General features: G+C 70.2%; 17 protein-coding genes. 5 read left to right on the forward strand and 12 right to left on the reverse strand.

Features of this window, described 5'->3' with window-relative positions; translation table 11 throughout:
- A partial coding sequence (locus tag VG296_RS04625) for a glycosyl hydrolase family 18 protein (RefSeq protein WP_325563398.1) occupies positions 1–717 on the reverse strand: 717 nt, incomplete at its 3' end.
- A gap of 140 nt (positions 718–857) precedes the next feature.
- On the opposite strand from VG296_RS04625, the gene VG296_RS04630 reads away from it, so the two are divergent.
- Complete coding sequence (locus tag VG296_RS04630; RefSeq protein ID WP_325563400.1) at positions 858–1961, forward strand: LacI family DNA-binding transcriptional regulator; 1104 nt, start codon at positions 858–860, stop codon at positions 1959–1961.
- A gap of 39 nt (positions 1962–2000) precedes the next feature.
- On the opposite strand, the gene VG296_RS04635 is transcribed toward VG296_RS04630, so the two are convergent.
- Positions 2001–2456 carry a carboxymuconolactone decarboxylase family protein gene (locus VG296_RS04635; RefSeq protein WP_349259461.1) on the reverse strand — a complete coding sequence of 152 codons (456 nt, stop codon included), beginning with the start codon at positions 2454–2456 and terminating at the stop codon, positions 2001–2003.
- A gap of 164 nt (positions 2457–2620) precedes the next feature.
- Here VG296_RS04635 and panD point away from each other — a divergent pair, with 164 nt between their 5' ends.
- Positions 2621–3034 (forward strand): aspartate 1-decarboxylase, encoded by a 414-nt coding sequence (gene panD / locus VG296_RS04640; RefSeq protein ID WP_325563404.1) that lies wholly within the window; start codon positions 2621–2623, stop codon positions 3032–3034.
- Between the two features lie 26 nt (positions 3035–3060).
- Here the strand turns inward: panD and VG296_RS04645 are convergent, their stop codons facing one another.
- From VG296_RS04645 to VG296_RS04655, 3 genes are read right to left on the reverse strand one after another with little or no spacing between them, the layout of a single operon-like run.
- Complete coding sequence (locus tag VG296_RS04645) at positions 3061–3843, reverse strand: hypothetical protein (protein ID WP_325563406.1); 783 nt, start codon at positions 3841–3843, stop codon at positions 3061–3063.
- A 54-nt stretch (positions 3844–3897) separates the two neighbouring features.
- Positions 3898–5223, reverse strand: coding sequence for a M1 family metallopeptidase (locus tag VG296_RS04650; protein WP_325563408.1), 1326 nt, complete (start codon positions 5221–5223; stop codon positions 3898–3900).
- 11 nt (positions 5224–5234) lie between these two features.
- Entirely contained in the window at positions 5235–9320 is a 4086-nt protein-coding gene (locus VG296_RS04655; RefSeq protein ID WP_325563410.1) for a Pls/PosA family non-ribosomal peptide synthetase, read from the reverse strand.
- Between the two features lie 188 nt (positions 9321–9508).
- Here VG296_RS04655 and ppk2 point away from each other — a divergent pair, with 188 nt between their 5' ends.
- Positions 9509–10483: a polyphosphate kinase 2 gene (ppk2, locus tag VG296_RS04660; RefSeq protein WP_325563412.1), complete on the forward strand. Its 975-nt coding sequence runs from the start codon at positions 9509–9511 to the stop codon at positions 10481–10483.
- 31 nt (positions 10484–10514) lie between these two features.
- Here the strand turns inward: ppk2 and VG296_RS04665 are convergent, their stop codons facing one another.
- The 4 genes from VG296_RS04665 to VG296_RS04680 all read right to left on the reverse strand — a co-directional run bounded on the left by VG296_RS04665 (position 10515) and on the right by VG296_RS04680 (position 14325).
- Complete coding sequence (locus tag VG296_RS04665; RefSeq protein ID WP_325563414.1) at positions 10515–12308, reverse strand: alpha-amylase family glycosyl hydrolase; 1794 nt, start codon at positions 12306–12308, stop codon at positions 10515–10517.
- Between the two features lie 195 nt (positions 12309–12503).
- Positions 12504–12668 (reverse strand): helix-turn-helix domain-containing protein, encoded by a 165-nt coding sequence (locus VG296_RS04670; protein ID WP_325563671.1) that lies wholly within the window; start codon positions 12666–12668, stop codon positions 12504–12506.
- Between the two features lie 177 nt (positions 12669–12845).
- Positions 12846–13757: an AAA family ATPase gene (locus tag VG296_RS04675; RefSeq protein ID WP_325563416.1), complete on the reverse strand. Its 912-nt coding sequence runs from the start codon at positions 13755–13757 to the stop codon at positions 12846–12848.
- The gene (locus VG296_RS04680) at positions 13678–14325 is read right to left on the reverse strand and encodes an AfsR/SARP family transcriptional regulator (RefSeq protein ID WP_325563418.1); all 648 of its coding nucleotides are present in this window, start codon (positions 14323–14325) and stop codon (positions 13678–13680) included. The genes VG296_RS04675 and VG296_RS04680 overlap by 80 nt, the downstream gene beginning before the upstream one ends.
- Between VG296_RS04680 and VG296_RS04685 the strand changes: the two genes are divergently transcribed.
- Entirely contained in the window at positions 14302–14451 is a 150-nt protein-coding gene (locus VG296_RS04685) for a hypothetical protein (RefSeq protein ID WP_325563420.1), read from the forward strand. The genes VG296_RS04680 and VG296_RS04685 overlap by 24 nt on opposite strands.
- Before the next feature lie 218 nt (positions 14452–14669).
- Here the strand turns inward: VG296_RS04685 and VG296_RS04690 are convergent, their stop codons facing one another.
- Together VG296_RS04690 and VG296_RS04695 are read right to left on the reverse strand one after the other, a co-directional pair.
- A complete protein-coding gene (locus VG296_RS04690; RefSeq protein WP_325563422.1) occupies positions 14670–15239 on the reverse strand; it encodes a phosphoribosyltransferase family protein in 570 nt (189 codons plus the stop codon).
- A gap of 111 nt (positions 15240–15350) precedes the next feature.
- On the reverse strand, positions 15351–15875 hold the full coding sequence (locus VG296_RS04695) for an NUDIX hydrolase (protein ID WP_325563424.1): 525 nt from the start codon (positions 15873–15875) through the stop codon (positions 15351–15353).
- 49 nt (positions 15876–15924) lie between these two features.
- Between VG296_RS04695 and VG296_RS04700 the strand changes: the two genes are divergently transcribed.
- On the forward strand, positions 15925–16566 hold the full coding sequence (locus VG296_RS04700) for a hypothetical protein (RefSeq protein WP_325563426.1): 642 nt from the start codon (positions 15925–15927) through the stop codon (positions 16564–16566).
- A 48-nt stretch (positions 16567–16614) separates the two neighbouring features.
- Here VG296_RS04700 and VG296_RS04705 read toward each other — a convergent pair whose 3' ends face one another.
- Complete coding sequence (locus VG296_RS04705) at positions 16615–17385, reverse strand: PIG-L deacetylase family protein (RefSeq protein ID WP_325563428.1); 771 nt, start codon at positions 17383–17385, stop codon at positions 16615–16617.
- Positions 17386–17395 lie beyond the last annotated feature (10 nt).

Below are 17395 nucleotides of genomic sequence, written 5' to 3' on the forward strand. Positions count from 1 at the left end.
GGCGTCGCTGAGCACGGGCTGACCATCGTAGAAGTCCATCGTCATGATGTTGACCACGGACACCTTCACACCGTTGTTCTTCGCGTCCTGCAGCAGCGCGTACTCCGAGCCGCTGCCGGTCGGCAGCCCGTTCGACGCGACCGCGAGAGTGAAGTCCACCTGCACCGCCGGATCCTCAGCCTGCAGAGCGGCCAGCGCCTGATCGCGGCGCGTTGTGGCGGCGGTGTCGGACAGGACGCTGCCCTCGATGTCGAAGTCGAGGCGGGTGACACCGTAGGTGTTGACCACGTTCAGATAGGCGGCGGTCAGCGAGGAGACGCTGGTGCACGTCTGCGCGATCTCGTTCGGCGTGCTGCCGTTGGGCTCACCGCCGAAGGAGATGATGACGTTGCCGCCGCCGCTCTGGATCGAGCCGACCTGCGAGGTGAAGGCGTTCATCGCCTCGCCGCCGTCCTCCCACTGCGGGGTGCAGCCGGACTGCGGGGTGAGGAAGGCGAGCGTGTAGTACTTCAGGCCGGTCGCGGACTTGTCGGCGGACATGTCCCCGACGTCGGAGCCGTTGACCTGCAGGTAGGGCGCCGCGTAGTGGGCGGGTAAGGCGGCTCCGGCGGCGGTGGCAGGGGCCGCCGCGACGAGCCCGAGGCCGCCCGCGGCAAGCAGCGCGGCGGCGGCCAGCGACAGGGCGCCGGCTGTTCGGGGTCTTATCCTGATCTTCATCGTGTGTGGGTGATCCCTTCGATTGCGACTGAAACAACATCGAAACAACCGCGATCGCGATTGCAGCAGTACACTCGGCCGGGGGTCAATCACCTGCAGGACAATTGGTCCATACCACAGAGGATTGTTATGGGGAAGCGATGAAACAAGACTCTGTTTCAGGCATAGGTTCCGGGAGAGGAGGTTCCGGAACCATCGGCGCGAGCGCGGGCCGGGTCACCGTGCGGGCGATCGCGGCGGAGACCGGGCTGTCGATCGCGACCGTCTCGCGGGTGATCAACGGTGGTGACAACGTGGCGGCCGACACCCGCGAACGGGTGCTGGAGGTCGTCGACCGGCTCGGCGATCGGGCGCCGGAGCCGCGGAAGCAGCGGGCGCGGCTGCAGATAGTACGCCCCCCGGTGTTCGTGCGCTGCCCCTACCTGCTGACGGATTATTTCGGGCACATAGTCACGTCGATCGCGGAGACGCTGGCGCTGCACGGCCAGGAGATGGTGCTCAGCGCGGGCGACGCGGCCGCGCGCTCGACGTCGTTGCGCGAACTGCCGCAGCGGCGGGACGCGCGCGGCGCGGTGCTGATCCTGCCGCCGGAGCCGCGCGCGGACCTGGAGGCGCTGGCCGCGCGCAGTTACCCCTTCGTGGTCGTGGACCCGCGGATAGACGTGCCGCGCGGCACGGTCTCGATCTCGGCGGCGCACTTCTCCGGGGCCCGGGCCGTCACCCGGCACCTCGTGGACCTGGGGCATCGGCGGATCGGCGTGATCACGGGGCCGACGTACTGGCACACCCGCGACGACCGGGTCGGCGGGCATCTCGCCGCGCTCTCCGAGGTCGGCGTGCTCGGCGATCCCGAGCTGATGCGGCACGGCGAACCCGCGACGAACACGGGCCTGCGCGCGGGCGGCGAACTGCTGGACCTGCGGCCGCGGCCGACGGCGGTCGTCTGTTTCAACGACAAGGTCGCGATCGGCGTGCTGGCGGCGGCGAGCGCGCGCGGGCTGCGCGTGCCGGAGGACCTGTCGGTGACCGGTTTCGACGACATCGACGTGAGCCGGGCCTCGACGCCGCGGCTGACGACCGTGCGGCAGCCGCTGCAGGAGATGGGCCGGACCGCCGTCACCATGTTGATGCGCCAGCTCGACGGTCACGCGCACGAGGCGCTCAGCATGGAGCTGGCGACGCAGCTGATCGTGCGGGAGAGCACCGGACCGGCGCCGGCCCCTGGAACAACTGGAACAGACTGAGTGGAGGGCCTGCCGCGGCAGGCCCTCCCGCCGGGCAGCTCAGCCCCAGTTGCCCGGAATCTGCCGAGTCGTCGCGTTGATCCGGTTGAACATGTTCGTCATCGCGATCGTCAGCACGATCCCGGCGAGCTGCTTCTCGTCGAAGTGCTCGGCCGCCTCGTCCCACACCGCGTCCGGCACCGGGTCGGACTTGTCGGCCAGCCGCGTCGCGTGCTCGGCCAGGTTCAGCGCGGCACGCTCGGCGTCGGTGAAATACGGCGCCTCCCGCCAGGCCGCGATCAGCGCCATCCGCTCGTCCGTCTCGCCGGCCTTGCGCAGACCCTGCAGTCCGTAGGTCACGCAGACGCTGCACCCGTTGATCTGGCTGGCCCGCATGTGCACCAGCTGCACGATCAGCTCGGGCACGCCCGAGGCCGCGGTCTGCGCGTTGATCTCCTGGATCGGCTTCATGACGCCGGGCAGCAGGACTGCGGGGTTCTTCATCCGGGCTTCCATCGTGGTTCCTTCCGTCGTTCGGCTCTCACCCTGATGACGGATGCCGAAGGGGAAGTGTGACGAACGGCCGGGATGACTCTGATTACATGTCCCCGATTACTATGTCCCCGGCCACTGAATCGTCCGGTACCCGCGAGGGACTGGAACGGACCCGGGAGCGACCGATGTACCGCACCATGCTCAAATCCAAGATCCACCGCGCCACGGTGACGCACGCCGACCTGGACTACGTCGGCTCGGTGACCGTGGACCGCGACCTGATGGACGCCGCCGACCTGCTGCCCGGCGAACTCGTCGCCATCGTGGACGTGACGAACGGCGCTCGGCTCGAGACGTACGTCATCGAGGGCGAACGCGGCTCCGGGGTCATCGGGATCAACGGAGCCGCCGCGCACCTCGTGCACCCCGGCGATCTCGTGATCCTGATCAGCTACCTGCAGGTCGCGTACGGGCAGGAGCAGGAGTATCAGCCGCGCATCGTGCACGTGGACGCGGCGAACCGCATAGTCGAGCTCGGCGCGGACGCGTCGTCACCGGTGCCCGGCAGCAGCCAGGTGCGGGCGCCGCTGGCCGTCTAGACTCGCCTGACTCGCCTGCTCGCCTGCTATCCCGCGAAGGCCGGAGCGGGCAGGGTGAGCACGACGTAGGGGGCGCCGAGGACGGGCTGCGAGACGTTGTAGACGGGGACGCCGCCGAGGGTGCGGGCGACGTGCGTGCCGCGGCGCGCCATGGCGTGCACGGCCACGTCGGCGCCGGCCGCGTCGATGCTGCTGCCGAGAATCTGGTTGCCGAGGTTCGCGCGGATGGTCTCGCGCTCGCCCTTGAGGGTGCCGGGGGCGGGCGAGTAGTGCGTGAGCGCGACGCGGAAATCAGCGCCCTGTTCCGCGAGCTCGGCGAGGGCGTTGCCGAAGCGCGCGTTGCTGACCTGCTCGCGGTCGGCCTGCCGGTGCTCGCGGACCACGGACCAGAGCTGGTAGTCGATGCCGAAACCGCCCGGGAAGCCGGTGGTGCCCGCGACGCCGAGGCGCATGCCGCCCATGTCGAGCACCACCGAACTGGCCTCGAGTACCGTCCAGCCCATCGAGGTGAGCGCGCCGCGCATCAGCGACTCCTGGCCCACCTCGTGGTCGCGGGCGCCCAGGACGGCGACGATCGGGATGCCGATGCCGTCGAGCTCGTCGGCGAGCGTCTCGGCCTCGGAGACCAGGCCCGAGGCGGTCAGGCCGCCAGCGAGCAGCAGCACGTCGGCGGACTCGACGACGGACGCGTACCGGGGACGCAGCGCGCCGCGCTGCTCGACGGCCATGCGCAGGTCGCCCACTGCGGCGAGGCGGATCGTGCCCGCGTCGCCGGAACCGTTCCCACCGTCTTCATCGCGCTTGGGCACGAACCGCAGCGTAGCACCGGTGTATCGCTGTTCGTATTCACTTGTGCCCGCATGTCACACGGGCGGCAGCGGAGGCAGCTTCGGCGATTCGAGCCAGCGTTCGAAGAAGACCTCCGGACGGGTCATCACAGGGGTCTCACTCGCCGTCACGAGCTTCACGAAGTCCGCCGTGCGCACGCCGCCGAGCCGGTGGGCGGCCGTCCACTGACGCATGGTCCTGAGGAAGGCCACGTCGCCGATGGTCAGCCGCAGCGCGTGCAGGGTGAGGGCGCCGCGCTTGTACACGCGGTCGTCGAACATGTCCGCCGGGCCGGGATCGCCGAGCACCAGGTTCTGCGGCCGCTTCGTCAGCCGCTGGTGCCAGCGGCGCGCGTGCTCGTCGGCCGAGCGCTGGCCGGAGACCTCGGACCAGAGCCACTCCGAGTACGCGGCGAACCCCTCGTGCAGCCATATGTCGCGCCAGTCGAGGATCGTCAGGCTGTTGCCGAACCACTGGTGGGACAGCTCGTGCGCGATCAGCCGCTCGTTCTCCCAGGCCGCCGCGAGGTGGTTCACGCCGAAGATCGACATGCCCTGCGCCTCGATCGGGATCTCCAGGTCGTCGTCCGCGACCACGGCCGTGTATCCGCCTTCGAAGGGATACGGACCGTAGAACCTTTCGAAGACCTCGATCATCCGCGGCTGGTTGGCGAACGCCGTCTTCGCGCGGCTGACGAAGCGCGGCGGGACGACCAGGCGCTGCTGTACGCCGCGATTCGACAGTTCGACGCTGCGGTACTTGCCGATCTGCACGCTCGCCAGGTAGGTCGCCATCGGCTCGTCCTGCCGGTACGTCCAGGTCGTGTTCGAGCCGCCGCCCACGCGGCTGACCAGCACGCCGTTGGCCACGACGTGGTACGCCGACTGCGTGGTCACCGTGATCCGATACGAGGCCTTGCGGTCCGGGCGGTCGTCGCACGGGAACCAGGAGGGCGCGCCGATCGGCTGGCTGGCCACGAGCACGCCGTCGGTCAGCTGCTCCCAGCCGAGCGTGCCGAAGCGGCTGTTCATCGGCTTGGGCGTGCCGCTGTACCTGATCTCTATCTTGAACGTGTGCCCGGCGGCCAGCGGCTCGGCCGGCGTGACGCGCAGCTTGTCGGCACGCTGGGTGTGCCGGGCGCGGGTGACCCGGTGCTCGCTGTCGATGGCGACGCGGTCCACGCGCAGCGCGCTCGACAGGTCGAGGACGAGCTCGCGCAGCGGCTCGGGGCCGGTCGCCGTGGCGGTGAGCACCGCGCCGCCGTCCAGCCGGTTCGACGAGACGCGGTAAACGAGCCCCAGTTCGTAGCGGGTGATCAGATAGCCCTCGTTGCCGCGCTGTGGGAAGTACGGTTCAGCCATCGCTCTGTGTGTCAGTTCTCTTCGTCGCCGGCGTGCTCGGTCCAGGGCGCGATCGGGTTCCCGGCCCAGCGGGTGCGGGCCGGCACCCCCTCGCCGCGCATCACCAGCGAGGCCGGACCGACGGTCGCCGCGGCGCCGATGCTCGCGGCGGGCAGGATGACGCACTGCGGTCCGAGCGTGGCGCCCGCATGCAGGGTCACGACGTCCATGCTCATCACGCGGTCGTGGAACAGGTGGGTCTGCACGACGCAGCCGCGGTTCACGGTCGCGCCGTCCTCGAGCACGATCAGGTCGGCCTCGGGCAGCCAGTACGTGTCGCACCACACGCCGCGGCCGATCTTCGAGCCGAGTGAACGCAGCCACAGGTTGAGCGGCGCGGTGCCGAGCCAGGACTCCGCGAACCAGGGCGCGGCGATCAGCTCGATGAAGTTGTCGGCGAGTTCGTTACGCCAGACGAATGAACTCCACAGCGGCTGGTCCTCGGCCTTGATCCGGCCGACGAGCGCCCACTTGGCCGCCGAGGACAGCGCGGCGGCGAGCGCCCCGACGCCGAGGATCACCGGTCCGCCGAGCACCGTGGCGACGACGAGTCCGGCATTCGCGGCGAGCTCGACCTCGATCGCGGCGGCGAGCAGCAGCAGCGCGGCCGTGCACGCGGCCGGGATCACCCGGCACACTTCGACGGCGGCACGCGCGGCCTTGAGCTTGCGCGGCGGGTCGTAGGTGAGCGAACTGTCGGTGTCCTGATTCGCGCGACGCAGCCGTTCGGGTGGCATGCCGAGGTAGGACTTCCCTCGTTTGGCCTTACGCGGCGCGGCGGAGAGCACCCCGACGAGGCTGCCCTTGGGCAGCTTGCGGCCATGCCCGACCATGCCGGAGTTGCCGACGAACACACGCTTGCCGATGCGCACCGTGCCGACGCTCAGCCGTCCGTCGGACAGCTCGTAGGGCGCGATCATCGTGTCGTCGGCGAGGAAGGCGCCGTTGTCCACGCTCGTCATCGCGGGCACGGCGAGCACCGTGGACAGCTCCACGTCGCGCCCGACCTTCATGCCGAGCAGGCGCAGCCAGGTCGGCGTCGCGATGGACGCGTAGAGCGGGTACAGCCAGACGCGGGCCATTCCCATCAGCTGCGTCGTCGTCCAGACGCGCCACGCCGCGGGGCTGTGCAGCGGGTAGTCGCCGGGCCGCATGCCGATACTCAGGGCCCGTACTCCGAGGAGAAGGAGCAGTCCGAAGACCAGGAAGAACACGAGGACGGCCGGAAGCACGCCCGGAATCGCGTCGCCGAGCGCCGCCCACGCGCTGCCGCTGCCGCTCGTGAAGGAGCCGAGGACGGCGAGCGCCGGGACGGCCGCCGCGAGCGGGATCAGGCCCAGCAGCGACGCGGTGAGGCCGTAGACGACGGTCCAGTGCCGCGTGTACGGCGCACGCACGACTCCGCGCTCGCTCTTGCTGAGCTTGCCGACGCGCTTCGCGGGCGATCCGGCCCAGTGCTGGCCGCCGGGCACCTCGCCGTCGACCGCCGAACCGGGGGCGACGCGCGCGTGCCGGCCGATGCGGGCGCCGGGCAGCAGTGTGGAGCGGGCGCCGACCGAGGCGTTCGCGTCGACGCGGATCTCGCCGACCCGCACCGTGCCGCCGTCGATCCAGTGTCCGGACAGGTCCACCTCGGGCTCGATCGCGGCACCTTCAGCCAATCGGAGCATTCCGGTGACCGGCGGGGGCGAATGCAGTACCGCGTCCTTGTGAATGCGGGCGCCGAGCGCGCGGGCATAGAGCGGTATCCACGGCCCGCTCGCGATGCTCACGACCGCCGTGTGCAGGGAAAGCTGTTCGGCCGCCCACAGGCGCAGGTGGACGCCGCCGCCGCGCGGGTACTCCCCCGGCTGCAGGTCGCGCAGCAGGGCGCGGGTGCCCAGCGCGGTGACGGCGATTCGCCCGGGCGGAGTAACGAAGAGCACGAATCCGACGGCGATCCAGGCCCACGCGACGTGCGGCGCCCAGGTCGGCGCGAGGATGTCGGCGAGCGCGGCCAGCACCGTCAGCCAGCGCATCGAACCGATGATGCTCAGCGGAATCATGGCGCCGACCTGCGCCCACTGGAACCAGCGCGGAACCGGCGTGACGACCACGTCGTTCTGCGGCTGGGCCGTGGTGGCGGTCTTCGTCGGCGTCAGCTCGGTGAGCCGAGCCGACAGTCCGCCGAACGAGGGATTGTCGTACACGTCGCGCACGGTCACGGTCGGGTGTTGCGCGCGGAGCACGGACACGAAGCGCGCGGCCGCGAGGCTGCCGCCGCCGGCGTCGAAGAAGTCGGCGGCGAGGGACGGCGGGCGCTCGCCGAGGACCGCCGCCCACTGCTCGGCCAGCGCTTCCTGCCGCGGCGTCAGCTCGACGGCTTCCGTGGCTTCGATCTCGATACCGGAATCCGGCAGCGGCCAGGGCAGCGCGTTCCGGTCGACCTTGCCCGAGGTGCGCGTGGGCAGCGCGTCGACGATCGCGATCCGCGGCACGAGCGCGGCCGGAAGCTTCGCGATCAGCAGGGAACGTGCCTCGACCGCGTCGAACGGGATCGGCCCGAAGTCCGCGCTCTCGTCCAGCGAGTCCGGGACGGGCTCGCTGGGCACCACGTACCCGATCAGCACCTGCCCGCCCGCCGGACCCCTCACCGCGGCCGCGGCCGCCGCGACACCCGGCAGCGCCTGCAGCGCGGCGTCGATCTCGCCGAGCTCGATGCGGCGGCCGCCGAGCTTGATCTGCTCATCCGCGCGGCCGAGGAAGACCAGGCCCTCCGGATCCGCGCGGACCAGGTCGCCGCTGCGGTACGCGCGGTCCCAGCCGACCGAGGGCAGCGGCGCGTACTTCGCCGCGTCCTTCTCGGGGTCCAGGTAGCGGGCCATGCCGGCGCCCGCGATCACCAGCTCGCCGGACTGGCCGGACGCCACCGGCCGGCCCTGCGGGTCGATGACGGCGAGCTCCCAACCGTCCAGCGGCAGGCCGATGCGCACCGGGCCCTCGCCGGTGAGCGGCGCGGCGGTGGCGACGACGGTGGCCTCGGTCGGGCCGTAGGTGTTCCACACCTCGCGGCCGTCCACCGCGAGCCGCTCGGCGAGCTCGGGCGGGCAGACCTCGCCGCCGAAGATCAGCAGCCTGACGTGGTCCAGGGCCTCGACGGGCCAGAGCGAGGCGAGCGTCGGGACCGTGGACACGGCCGTGATGCCGTGCTCGACCAGCCACGGCCCGAGGTCCACGCCGCTGCGCACCAGCGAGCGCGGCGCCGGGACCAGGCAAGCGCCGTGCCGCCAGGCGAGCCACATCTCCTCGCAGGACGCGTCGAACGCGACCGAGAGGCCGGCGAGCACGCGGTCGCCGAGGCCGAGCGGCGCGTTGCGCAGGAAGATGCGGGCCTCGGCGTCCACGAACGCGGCGGCGCCGCGGTGGGTGACCGCCACGCCCTTCGGGGTGCCGGTCGAACCGGAGGTGAAGATGATCCACGCGTCGTCGCCCGGCTCGGGCGCCGCGGCGTTGGACTCAGCGGCGGTGGACTCAGCGGCGTTCGGCTCAGCGGCGGGTTCGTGGTCGCCGGGCTCGGTCGCGGGCGCCGACGGCGCTACGTCCAGGGCCAGGTCCAGGGCCACGTCCGACGACACGTCCAGGTACACGTCCGACAACACGTCCACGGCCGCCTCGCCGCGCAGCTCGATGCTCAGCCCCTCGCCGATCACGGCCCGCACCGCCGCCTCGCCGAACACGAGCCTGGCCCGCTCCTCGGGGTCGTCCACGTCGACCGGGACGTACGCGGCTCCGGCCGCGAGGACTGCCAAGATCGCTATATAGAGGTCCGCACTTCCGGACGGAATGCGCACGCCGACGCGGTCGCCGCGGCGGACTCCGGTCCGCGCGAAGCGTTCGGCCAGTTCGGTGACCTCCGCGCGGAGCGTCGCGTAATCCAGTCGGCGGACACCGTCGTCCAGGGCCGGCGACTGCGGGTGCAACGCGACCGTGGCGTCGAGGATCGACAGCAGCGTGCGGGCGGGTGGCGCGGCGGCGGCGGAGCCGTAGCGCGCGGCGCCGGCGAGCAGCTGTTCGGGCATGGGGATGCCTGGATCCTTGACGGTCGACGGTGGCTGGATGCGTGAGGAAAGTACCGATCAGCGTAACAGACGTGTCCCGCATCAGCCGATTCCGTGCTATATGCTTTGATATTCGATATAGATCGTCCGACTGGGAGTCATCGGCCACGACGACGTCGTGGCCTGCGGCGGAAGGAGCCGGAGTCGGTATGCACGAGGAGCACCCTCGACTGGATCCGCGCGAGGTCCGCTACCCGCTGGTCGATCTGGAGACGATCGACGGACATTTGAGCGACTGGGTGCGGGAATACCGTACGCACGCGGATCTCCGAGTGGAGTACCCCGACGGCTACGACCCGATCCTGATCCGCCCGGACGGCCGCGAGGTGGACACCTGGCGGCAGGACTACCCGTATGACAGCCTGCTGCGACGTATCGAGTACGACCCGACGAAGCGCGCTCTGCAGATCGAACTGCTGAAGCTGCAGACGTGGGCGAAGAACACCGGCGCCCGGCTCGTCGTCGTATTCGAGGGCAGAGACGCGGCAGGCAAGGGCAGCACCATCAAGCGGTTCATTCAGCACCTCAACCCGCGCGGCGTGCGCGTCGTGGCGCTGAACAACCCGAACCGGCAGGAGCGGACGGCGTGGTACTTCCAGCGCTACGTGGCGCACCTTCCGTCGGCCGGGGAGATCGTGCTCTTCGACCGGTCCTGGTACAACCGGGCGACGGTCGAGCCGGTGATGGGCTACTGCTCGACGGCGGAGTACGAGCTGTTCCTGAAGCAGGCGCCGATGTTCGAGCACATGATCGCGGATGACGGCGTCATCCTGGTGAAGTTCTGGTTCTCCGTCTCCCGCGCCGAGCAGCTGACGCGCTTCGTGATCCGCGACGTCGACCCGGTGCGCCGCTGGAAGCTCAGCCAGCACGACCTCGCGTCGCTCGACCGCTGGGACGCCTACACGATGGCCAAGGAGGCGATGTTCGCGGCGACGCACCGGGACTGGGCTCCGTGGACCGTCGTGAACGGCAACGGCAAGCGGCTGGCCAGGATCGAGGCGATGCGCTTCGTGCTGTCACAGGTGCCCTACGAGGGCAAGAACGACGACCTGGTCGGGCGGGCCGACCCGCTCATCGTCGGCCCGCCGTTCCTCGCGCGGTCGCGCATCTCTCCCGACGAATAGGCCAACGGCTTTACAAATCAGTGACTATAAATCAGCATCCGTTCAACCCGCCCCAGTCGGTGACGGTGTCAGACGCCGTATGACTGCTGTCCGCTCCGTTGAAGTAGAAGTTTCGGTTGGCTTCGTTCGCGCAGCTCGCGGCCTCTTCGACGTTCGTCCAGGTGCCGTTGAGGTCGAACTTGTACTGCAGCGTCGTGCCGGACGCGGCGTGCACGACGGCCTGCCACTCGTCCGTGCCGGTGCGCGTCATCGGATGCAGGCCGGGTTCCCAGTCGGTGCCGGACGGAATCCCGGTGCCGAGCGCCGAGAAGTCGCCCGCGATGTAGACCGTGTCGCTGCTGGGGGAACTCGACGGCACGGTCACGTCGATGACCGCGGTCGCGTTGCCGATCACGGAGTTCGCGTCGATCGCCACCGAGCCGTCGGCCGGGACCGTGACCGTTGCCTGGCCATTCGCGACGACGATGCCGCTGCCGCTGCACGTCCCGTTGCTGTATGTGTCCGCGATGATGTCGCAGTACGAGCCGTCCGGCAGCCCGGTCGCAAAAGTGGCCGTCTCAGCGGCGCTCCCGTTGTTGATCGCGATCCAGGCGGCATCGCCGCGCGAGAAGGCGATCAGGTCGTTGCCGTCCGTCGCCCAGTTCGCCACGGCCCCGCCGTCGGTCAGCGCGAGGTTGTGCCAGCCGACCATGGCGTCGATCGCGGAATTCCGCTCCATGCACTCCCAGGCACCGGTCCCGCAGACGGTGTCGGTGACGTCGCCATTGGACGCGTCGGGCGGCGCCTGGTCGTAGCTGCCGTATTCGAAGCTTGAGAAGATCTGCGGGCTGCCGTATCCGTACGCGAGCAGGAACTCGTCGGCCAACACGTACTCGGAGCCCTTCGCGTAGGACAGGCTCGGGCTGCTCGCGCGCTCGGTGTCCTGGTTCGTGACGAACGTGGACGCGGACGCGCTCGGCAACTCCGGCGAATAGCCGTCGAGGGCGGCGAGATCCCCGTTCTCGAAGTCGTCGGTAATCGCATACGTATAGTCGATGGCCGTCACCGAACCGTCGCCCTCGAACGACGTCGGATTCAGCCGCGAGTCCTGCCCGCTCGACCCCGGATAGACCTCCTGCGTTATCGCCACCGGTCCGCCGCTGGTCGTATCGGCGTCAAGCTTCATTTCGATCGCCGCGATATCCGTCGCCCCGATCTCCGTCGCCGAGTCCAGCCGGAACCCGTCGACCCCCATCTCGATCATGCTGTTGAGATAGGCGGCCTCCGCATCGCGCACGGCGGTCGTGTCGGTGGCGAGATCGGGCAGTCCGTCGAGCCGGCACTGTGTGACCTCGGTATAGCTCAGCCAGTTGACGATGCTGTCGCTCGGCTCCGGGCAATTGGCCGGATAGCTATGAAAGTCAGCCGACGTATACGAGGGGGATGCGGGATACGTCAGCGTCCCCGAATCAAAACTCTGCCCGTCGTAACTCGTGTCCTGGCCGCCGGTCCCGGCCGCCATGTGGTTCAGCACCGCGTCCACGTAGACCTCGACCCCCGCCGCGTGACAAGCGCTGATCATGCTCTCGAACTGCGCCTCGGTCCCGAGCCGTCCCCCGATGCTGTAGTCCGCGGGCTGATACACGTCCCACCAGGAGTGGCCCGCCTGGTCGTACGAGTCCTCCGGCGGCGCCACCTGCACCGCGCCGAACCCGTCCGGCCCGAGCACATCGGTGCAGTCCGTGGCGATGGAGTTGAAGTCATACTCGAATAAGTTGGCCGTGACATCTTTCTCGACACTCGACGCGTGGCCCTGATTCGTACCCAGCGCGGCCGGCGAAAGCACGACAGCCGCCGCGAGAGTGGGTGTGAGCAGTACGGAGATCCCGAGTCGACGCCATTGACGACACGAAGGGGACATCGCGGTCCCTCCAGACAGGATATGGGTTATGGTTGATCGAAAAACAAAGCGCTGATCTGTCGTGGACCATAACCGAGATCCCCCAAGACCGCCATGGGGATGCGCACGCCTCTCATTGCGTCATTGCGCGGCGATTGCCTCCAGAGCGTCGCGCAGGGCCGCCCGGGAGGACACTCCCAACTTCGGGAAGAGTTTGTAGAGGTGGCTCGAGACGGTGCGCGGCGAGAGGAACAGCTTCTCGCCGATCTGCTTGTTGGACAGGCCTCCGGCGGCCAGGCGTGCGATCTCCCACTGCTGGGGGGGTCAGGCTGACGGTCGCGGGCCGGCCCGGGGTGAGCGCGCGGCCGCCGCACGCACGCAGTTCCTGGCGGGCGCGCTCGGCCCAGCGGTCGGTGCCCAGCCTGGAAAAGGCCTGCACGGCGGCGAAGAACTGCTCGCGGGCCTGCGCGACTGCCTCGGTGGTCAGCGACGTGTACGCCGCCGTGAACGCCGCTCTGACCTCGTTGACCTGGTGGGGACGGATGCCGGCCGTGAAGACGTCGAGGCAGTTCGCTTCGTCGCCGAGCTCCCGGCGAACCGCCTCGAGCGCGAAGTCCGGGCCGGCCGCGATGCGGGCCGCCACGGCGGCGATCGCGACAGGCAGGCCGCCGCACGCCGACACGATGCCTCGACCGCTTCGGGATCGAGGCGATCCGGGTCGCCGACGCGGGAGAGCAGCATCCGCCGCGCGTCGAAGGCGTTCAGCCGGTCGATCGTCAGCACACTGGCTCCGGTGGCCGCGACGAAACCGGTCAGGCCGTCCCGGCTGGTGCGGATCACCACGCAGCCGGGCGCGTCGGGGAGCAGTTGGCGGAGCTCGTCGCCGTCGCGGACGTCGTCGAACACCAGCAGGACCTTCCGGTCCGACATCAGTGTCCGGTACGCGCCGACGAGCGTCGGCATGTCCTCGCCGTCCGGAACCGCCGCGGACAGCGCCCGCGCGAAATGGCGGAGAACCGAATTTGCGTGCGCGGTGGTCGGATGCGGCCGCGCGAAGAGCTGGCCGTCGGGGAACTCCTCGGCGACGGCGTGCGCGACGTGATTGGCGAAGGCCGTCTTGCCGACGCCCGGAGTCCCGCGCACCACCAGGATCGGCATGCGTCCGCGCCGTAGTTCGCTGAACCGGCGGATCACGGTCGTCACCGCCTCGCCGTGGCCTATGAAGACGGGCAGTCGGGGCGGCAGTTCCTTCGGCGCCGGCGGCTTGGGTGTGCGGGCGACCGGGGCGGGTGCCGTGTCCTGGCGCAGCACCCGTTCATGGGCGGTGCGCAGCTCGGCACCCGGGTTGACGCCCGAGGTCCTCGGCGAGTCGTCGGCGCAGGTCCCGGTAGCCACTGACGGCTTCGGCCTGCTTGCCCTCGGCGGCCGGCAGGAGCAGCAGCCTGGCGCGGATCCGCTCGTCCCACGGGTTGCGCTCGGCGGCGGTGCGCAGCGCCGCGAGCACGGCGCGGGCCTTGCCGACCGACAGCGCGGCGTCGGCGGCTTCGAGCGCCGCCGAGGAGAACTCCTCCGCGATCCCGGCGAAGACCGGAAGCGCGCCGAGCAGGGGCTCGAGTCCGGCGGCGACCGGACCTGCCCACGGTTCCAGAGCGGCCGCGTACAGCGGCAGCGCGGTCCGGGGATCCTCGCCGGAGCGTCCGCGTGCCCGGTCGGACAATTCGCGGAACCTGAGCAGATCGAGGGTTCGCGCATCGGCGCGCAGCCGGTAGGCCCCGCCCTGCCGCAGCAGCCAGGATCCCGATGCCCTGGGCGGCAGGTCCGGCTCCATCAGGCGTCGAAGAGAACTGACGTAGCGGTGCAGGATGTTCGTGGCGCTGGCCGGCGGCTCCGTCGGCCACAGCATGGCCACCAGCTCGTCGTATGTGACCGGACGATTCGCGTGGACCAGCAAGAGGGCGAGCACGGCCTGCTGCTGCCGGGGGCCGAGGTCGAGATCCTCGCCGCCGCGACTGACCCGCAGCGAGCCGAGCAGCGCGAAGCGCAGCCCGCGTTCGTCGACCCCGCTCGACGAACGCGTCGATATCAGTAACCATAGTTGGGCCCGTCCTGTGCCGGTGTGCCACTCAACGCTATGGCGACCGTCCGCCGCACCGCTTCTGTCAAATGACGGATCTCGCCAGGCGCCCGCGGCCCGCGCCGACGTACGTCGCATGCCTCGTCTTGGATCTGGCGTACTTGACGGCGGTGATCCTGGTACGCCGCAACGAGAACGTCGGCATGATCGATAACGGGTTGCGACTCCTCTGATCAGCCCTCGGGGGCGACCATCTCAGACTCCTCATCCGCCGGGAGCTCGCCGGCGTCGAGCACCGCGTGGATGGGTCCGAGCGCCTCGCGTGCCGAGGTTTCGCAGAGTTGGTCGACGAGGACGGAGCAACCGACCCAGGTGCCGCCGCACTGCTCGACCAGGCCCCTTACGGTGAGCGCCTGGTTGCCGGTCTCGATCCAGTCGTCGACGAGCAGAATGCGGTCCTTCTCGGCGACGGCCGAGCGCTGGAGGCGGAGGGTGTGGCGCAGGCCGCGGTAGTCGGGGGCGGTCTGGCCGAAGGTCTTCTCGCCGGGGAAGAGGCCGGTGCCCTTGCGGACGGGGAGGAAGCCCGCGCCGAGCTCGACGGCCACGGCGGCGCCGAGCAGGAAGCCGCGGGCCTCGACTCCGCAGACGGCGTCGACACCGCCCTCCTTGAACGGCTCGGCCAGCGCGGCGACGACGGCGGACAGCGCCTTGGCGTCGCGGAAGACGGACCAGACGTCGGCGTGGCCGCTGACCCAGCGGAAATGCTCAAGCGCGAGCTGCCGGGCGGGAGAGGGTGCTGACATGGCGCGAAGTGTGCACCGCCGGGGTGGCGCGCGTCCAGCGAAATGGTGAGGACGCAGGTCAAGCTTGGGTCTAGAGTCCGGCGCGGGACGCGGCCACGGCTCGGGCCACGGTCACCGCATCGTGTCGACGCCCGCGCGGAGATGCCCGCGGGCCGCGCCGGGGGCGTATCCGTTCTCGAGTTCCGCGACGCCGCCGACCGCACGCTGGATCAACGCGGCACGCACGCGACGGGCCAGGGTGCCGCGTAACGCGTCGTCGAGTTCGTCGGCGGGGAAGAACCGGTGCTCGGAGAGCTCGTCCGCGGGGAGACGGATCGCAGACTGCTGACGCTCGTCCAGCGTGCCGCCGTCGAACACGTACATGATGCTCGGCCGCGGACGCTCCGGGCGCGCGAGGCAGAAGTCGACGACGAGCACGGGCCCGGGTTCGAGCTCGAAGCCCAGCTCCTCCACCAACTCCCTGCGCAGGGTCTCGCGCGGGTACTCGTGCGGGTCCATCGAGCCGCCCGGGATCTCCCAGCCGGGCTTGTACGTCGGCTTGACGAGCAGGATCTCGTGCATCGCGTTGGTGACCAGGGCGCCCGAGCCGACGTAGACGGCGGGCAGCCGGGACAGGAAGTCGGTGTCGGAGGCCATCTCTCATCCCGTCTTGAAAGTTAGGTAAGCCTAACCTAAACTCCATCTCGTGAACGATCATCTACCGACCGCACTCGCGGACATACCCACCGCGGCCGCCGCCGCCACGCCCACCGCATGCACCGCACGCACCCCCGCGCCATTCGTGCTGCGCGCCCCCTGCCCCGCGGAGCGGCTACGGCTCGCCGCGGCGGCCGCGGGAGTCACCGCGCTGTGGGCGATCGTGCTGATCGCCTCGCAGCGGTTCACCATCAGCCGCGGATTTCACCATCCCGTCGTGGCGCTGCACCTGATCTCACTGACCGTCGGCTTCGGCGCGGTGCTGGCGGTGGACGTCTGCGCGCTGAACGGGCTGCTGCGGCGGCACGATTTCACGCTGGCGGACGCGCTGAAGGCCGCGGCCGTCGTCGATCCGCTGATCTGGGTCGGCTACGCCGGGCTGATCCTCTCCGGACTGCTGCTGCATCCGGACCTGACCGAGCCGCTGATGTGGGTCAAGCTCGTCGCCGGCCTCGCGGCGGGTATCAACGGCGTCAACGCGAAGGGTCTGCCGGCGGCGCTCGCCGACCTGCCACGGGCCACGCGGCTTTCCGACCTGCCCCGGCCCTTCGCGGTACGCGCCGTCGCCGCGGCCACCTTCTCCCAACTCGCCTGGTGGACCGCGATCCTCATCGGTTTCTTCGGTATCTGACGGCGAATCTGACGGCGGATCAGGTCACGGATCAGGTCACGAGCCAGGTCAGTCCAGCCAGCCGCTCGGCGTGCCGACCTCCACGTAGTACTCGCGGCCGAAAAGCAGGCCGAAGACCGGCAGCGGCAGCCGCGTCATGAGGCAGAACAGGCGCGCGGAACGACCTGTACCGGCTGTTTGCGACGCGTGGCACGCGAGCGCCGCGCGCTTCTTGTCGGCGTATCTGCGTACGTCGATCCGATGCGTGATCTCGCCGCGTGCGGTGAACGAACAGCGAACGTCCGCACCGTTGTACCGCCGGAGCAATCTCAGCGTGCTGACCACGTTGTACGCACGCAGAATCGGCTCGCGCGGCAGCGTCGCCTCCATGAGCCGGGGCGTGCCGGCCGACCGCGCCGCGCGCAGGGCGACCTCGTGCACGCGGATGTGGTCGCGGTGCCGGTAGCCGCCGTTCGGGTCGTAGCCCACGAGGATCTCGGCGCGCTCGTCGCGCAGCACATCGGCCAGCCGCTCGGCCGCCTCGTCGGGCGACGCGCTGACGAAGCGGGCCCGGTCGGACGGGTCGGGGTGGAGCAGCGGGCCGTGGCCGCTGTCGGCATAGCCGAGGTGGACGACGCGGGAGACGCCGAGGACGCAGGCGCTCGCGCGCAGTTCGTCGAGCCGGGTGGTGCCGCCGCCCGGCCGGGCCTCGCCCATCTCGCCGTCGCAGGCCACGACGAGCACGACGCGATGCCCCTCCGCGACCAGGCGCGCGAGCGTGCCGCCGGTCAGCAGGGCTTCGTCATCCGGGTGCGCATGGAACGCGACGACGGTGGCCATGGGCGAATGC

Source organism: Actinospica sp. (assembly GCF_035552695.1).
Lineage (GTDB): Bacteria > Actinomycetota > Actinomycetes > Streptomycetales > Catenulisporaceae > Actinospica.

What these genes read in the sequence shown, in the direction of transcription:
- VG296_RS04630 (WP_325563400.1), top strand. Translation starts at nt 858, where the DNA reads ATGAAACAAGACTCTGTTTCAGGCATAGGTTCCGGGAGAGGAGGTTCC.
- VG296_RS04635 (WP_349259461.1), bottom strand. Translation starts at nt 2,456, where the DNA reads ATGGAAGCCCGGATGAAGAACCCCGCAGTCCTGCTGCCCGGCGTCATG.
- panD (WP_325563404.1), top strand. Translation starts at nt 2,621, where the DNA reads ATGTACCGCACCATGCTCAAATCCAAGATCCACCGCGCCACGGTGACG.
- VG296_RS04650 (WP_325563408.1), bottom strand. Translation starts at nt 5,223, where the DNA reads ATGGCTGAACCGTACTTCCCACAGCGCGGCAACGAGGGCTATCTGATC.
- VG296_RS04655 (WP_325563410.1), bottom strand. Translation starts at nt 9,320, where the DNA reads ATGCCCGAACAGCTGCTCGCCGGCGCCGCGCGCTACGGCTCCGCCGCC.
- ppk2 (WP_325563412.1), top strand. Translation starts at nt 9,509, where the DNA reads ATGCACGAGGAGCACCCTCGACTGGATCCGCGCGAGGTCCGCTACCCG.
- VG296_RS04690 (WP_325563422.1), bottom strand. Translation starts at nt 15,239, where the DNA reads ATGTCAGCACCCTCTCCCGCCCGGCAGCTCGCGCTTGAGCATTTCCGC.
- VG296_RS04695 (WP_325563424.1), bottom strand. Translation starts at nt 15,875, where the DNA reads ATGGCCTCCGACACCGACTTCCTGTCCCGGCTGCCCGCCGTCTACGTC.
- VG296_RS04705 (WP_325563428.1), bottom strand. Translation starts at nt 17,385, where the DNA reads ATGGCCACCGTCGTCGCGTTCCATGCGCACCCGGATGACGAAGCCCTG.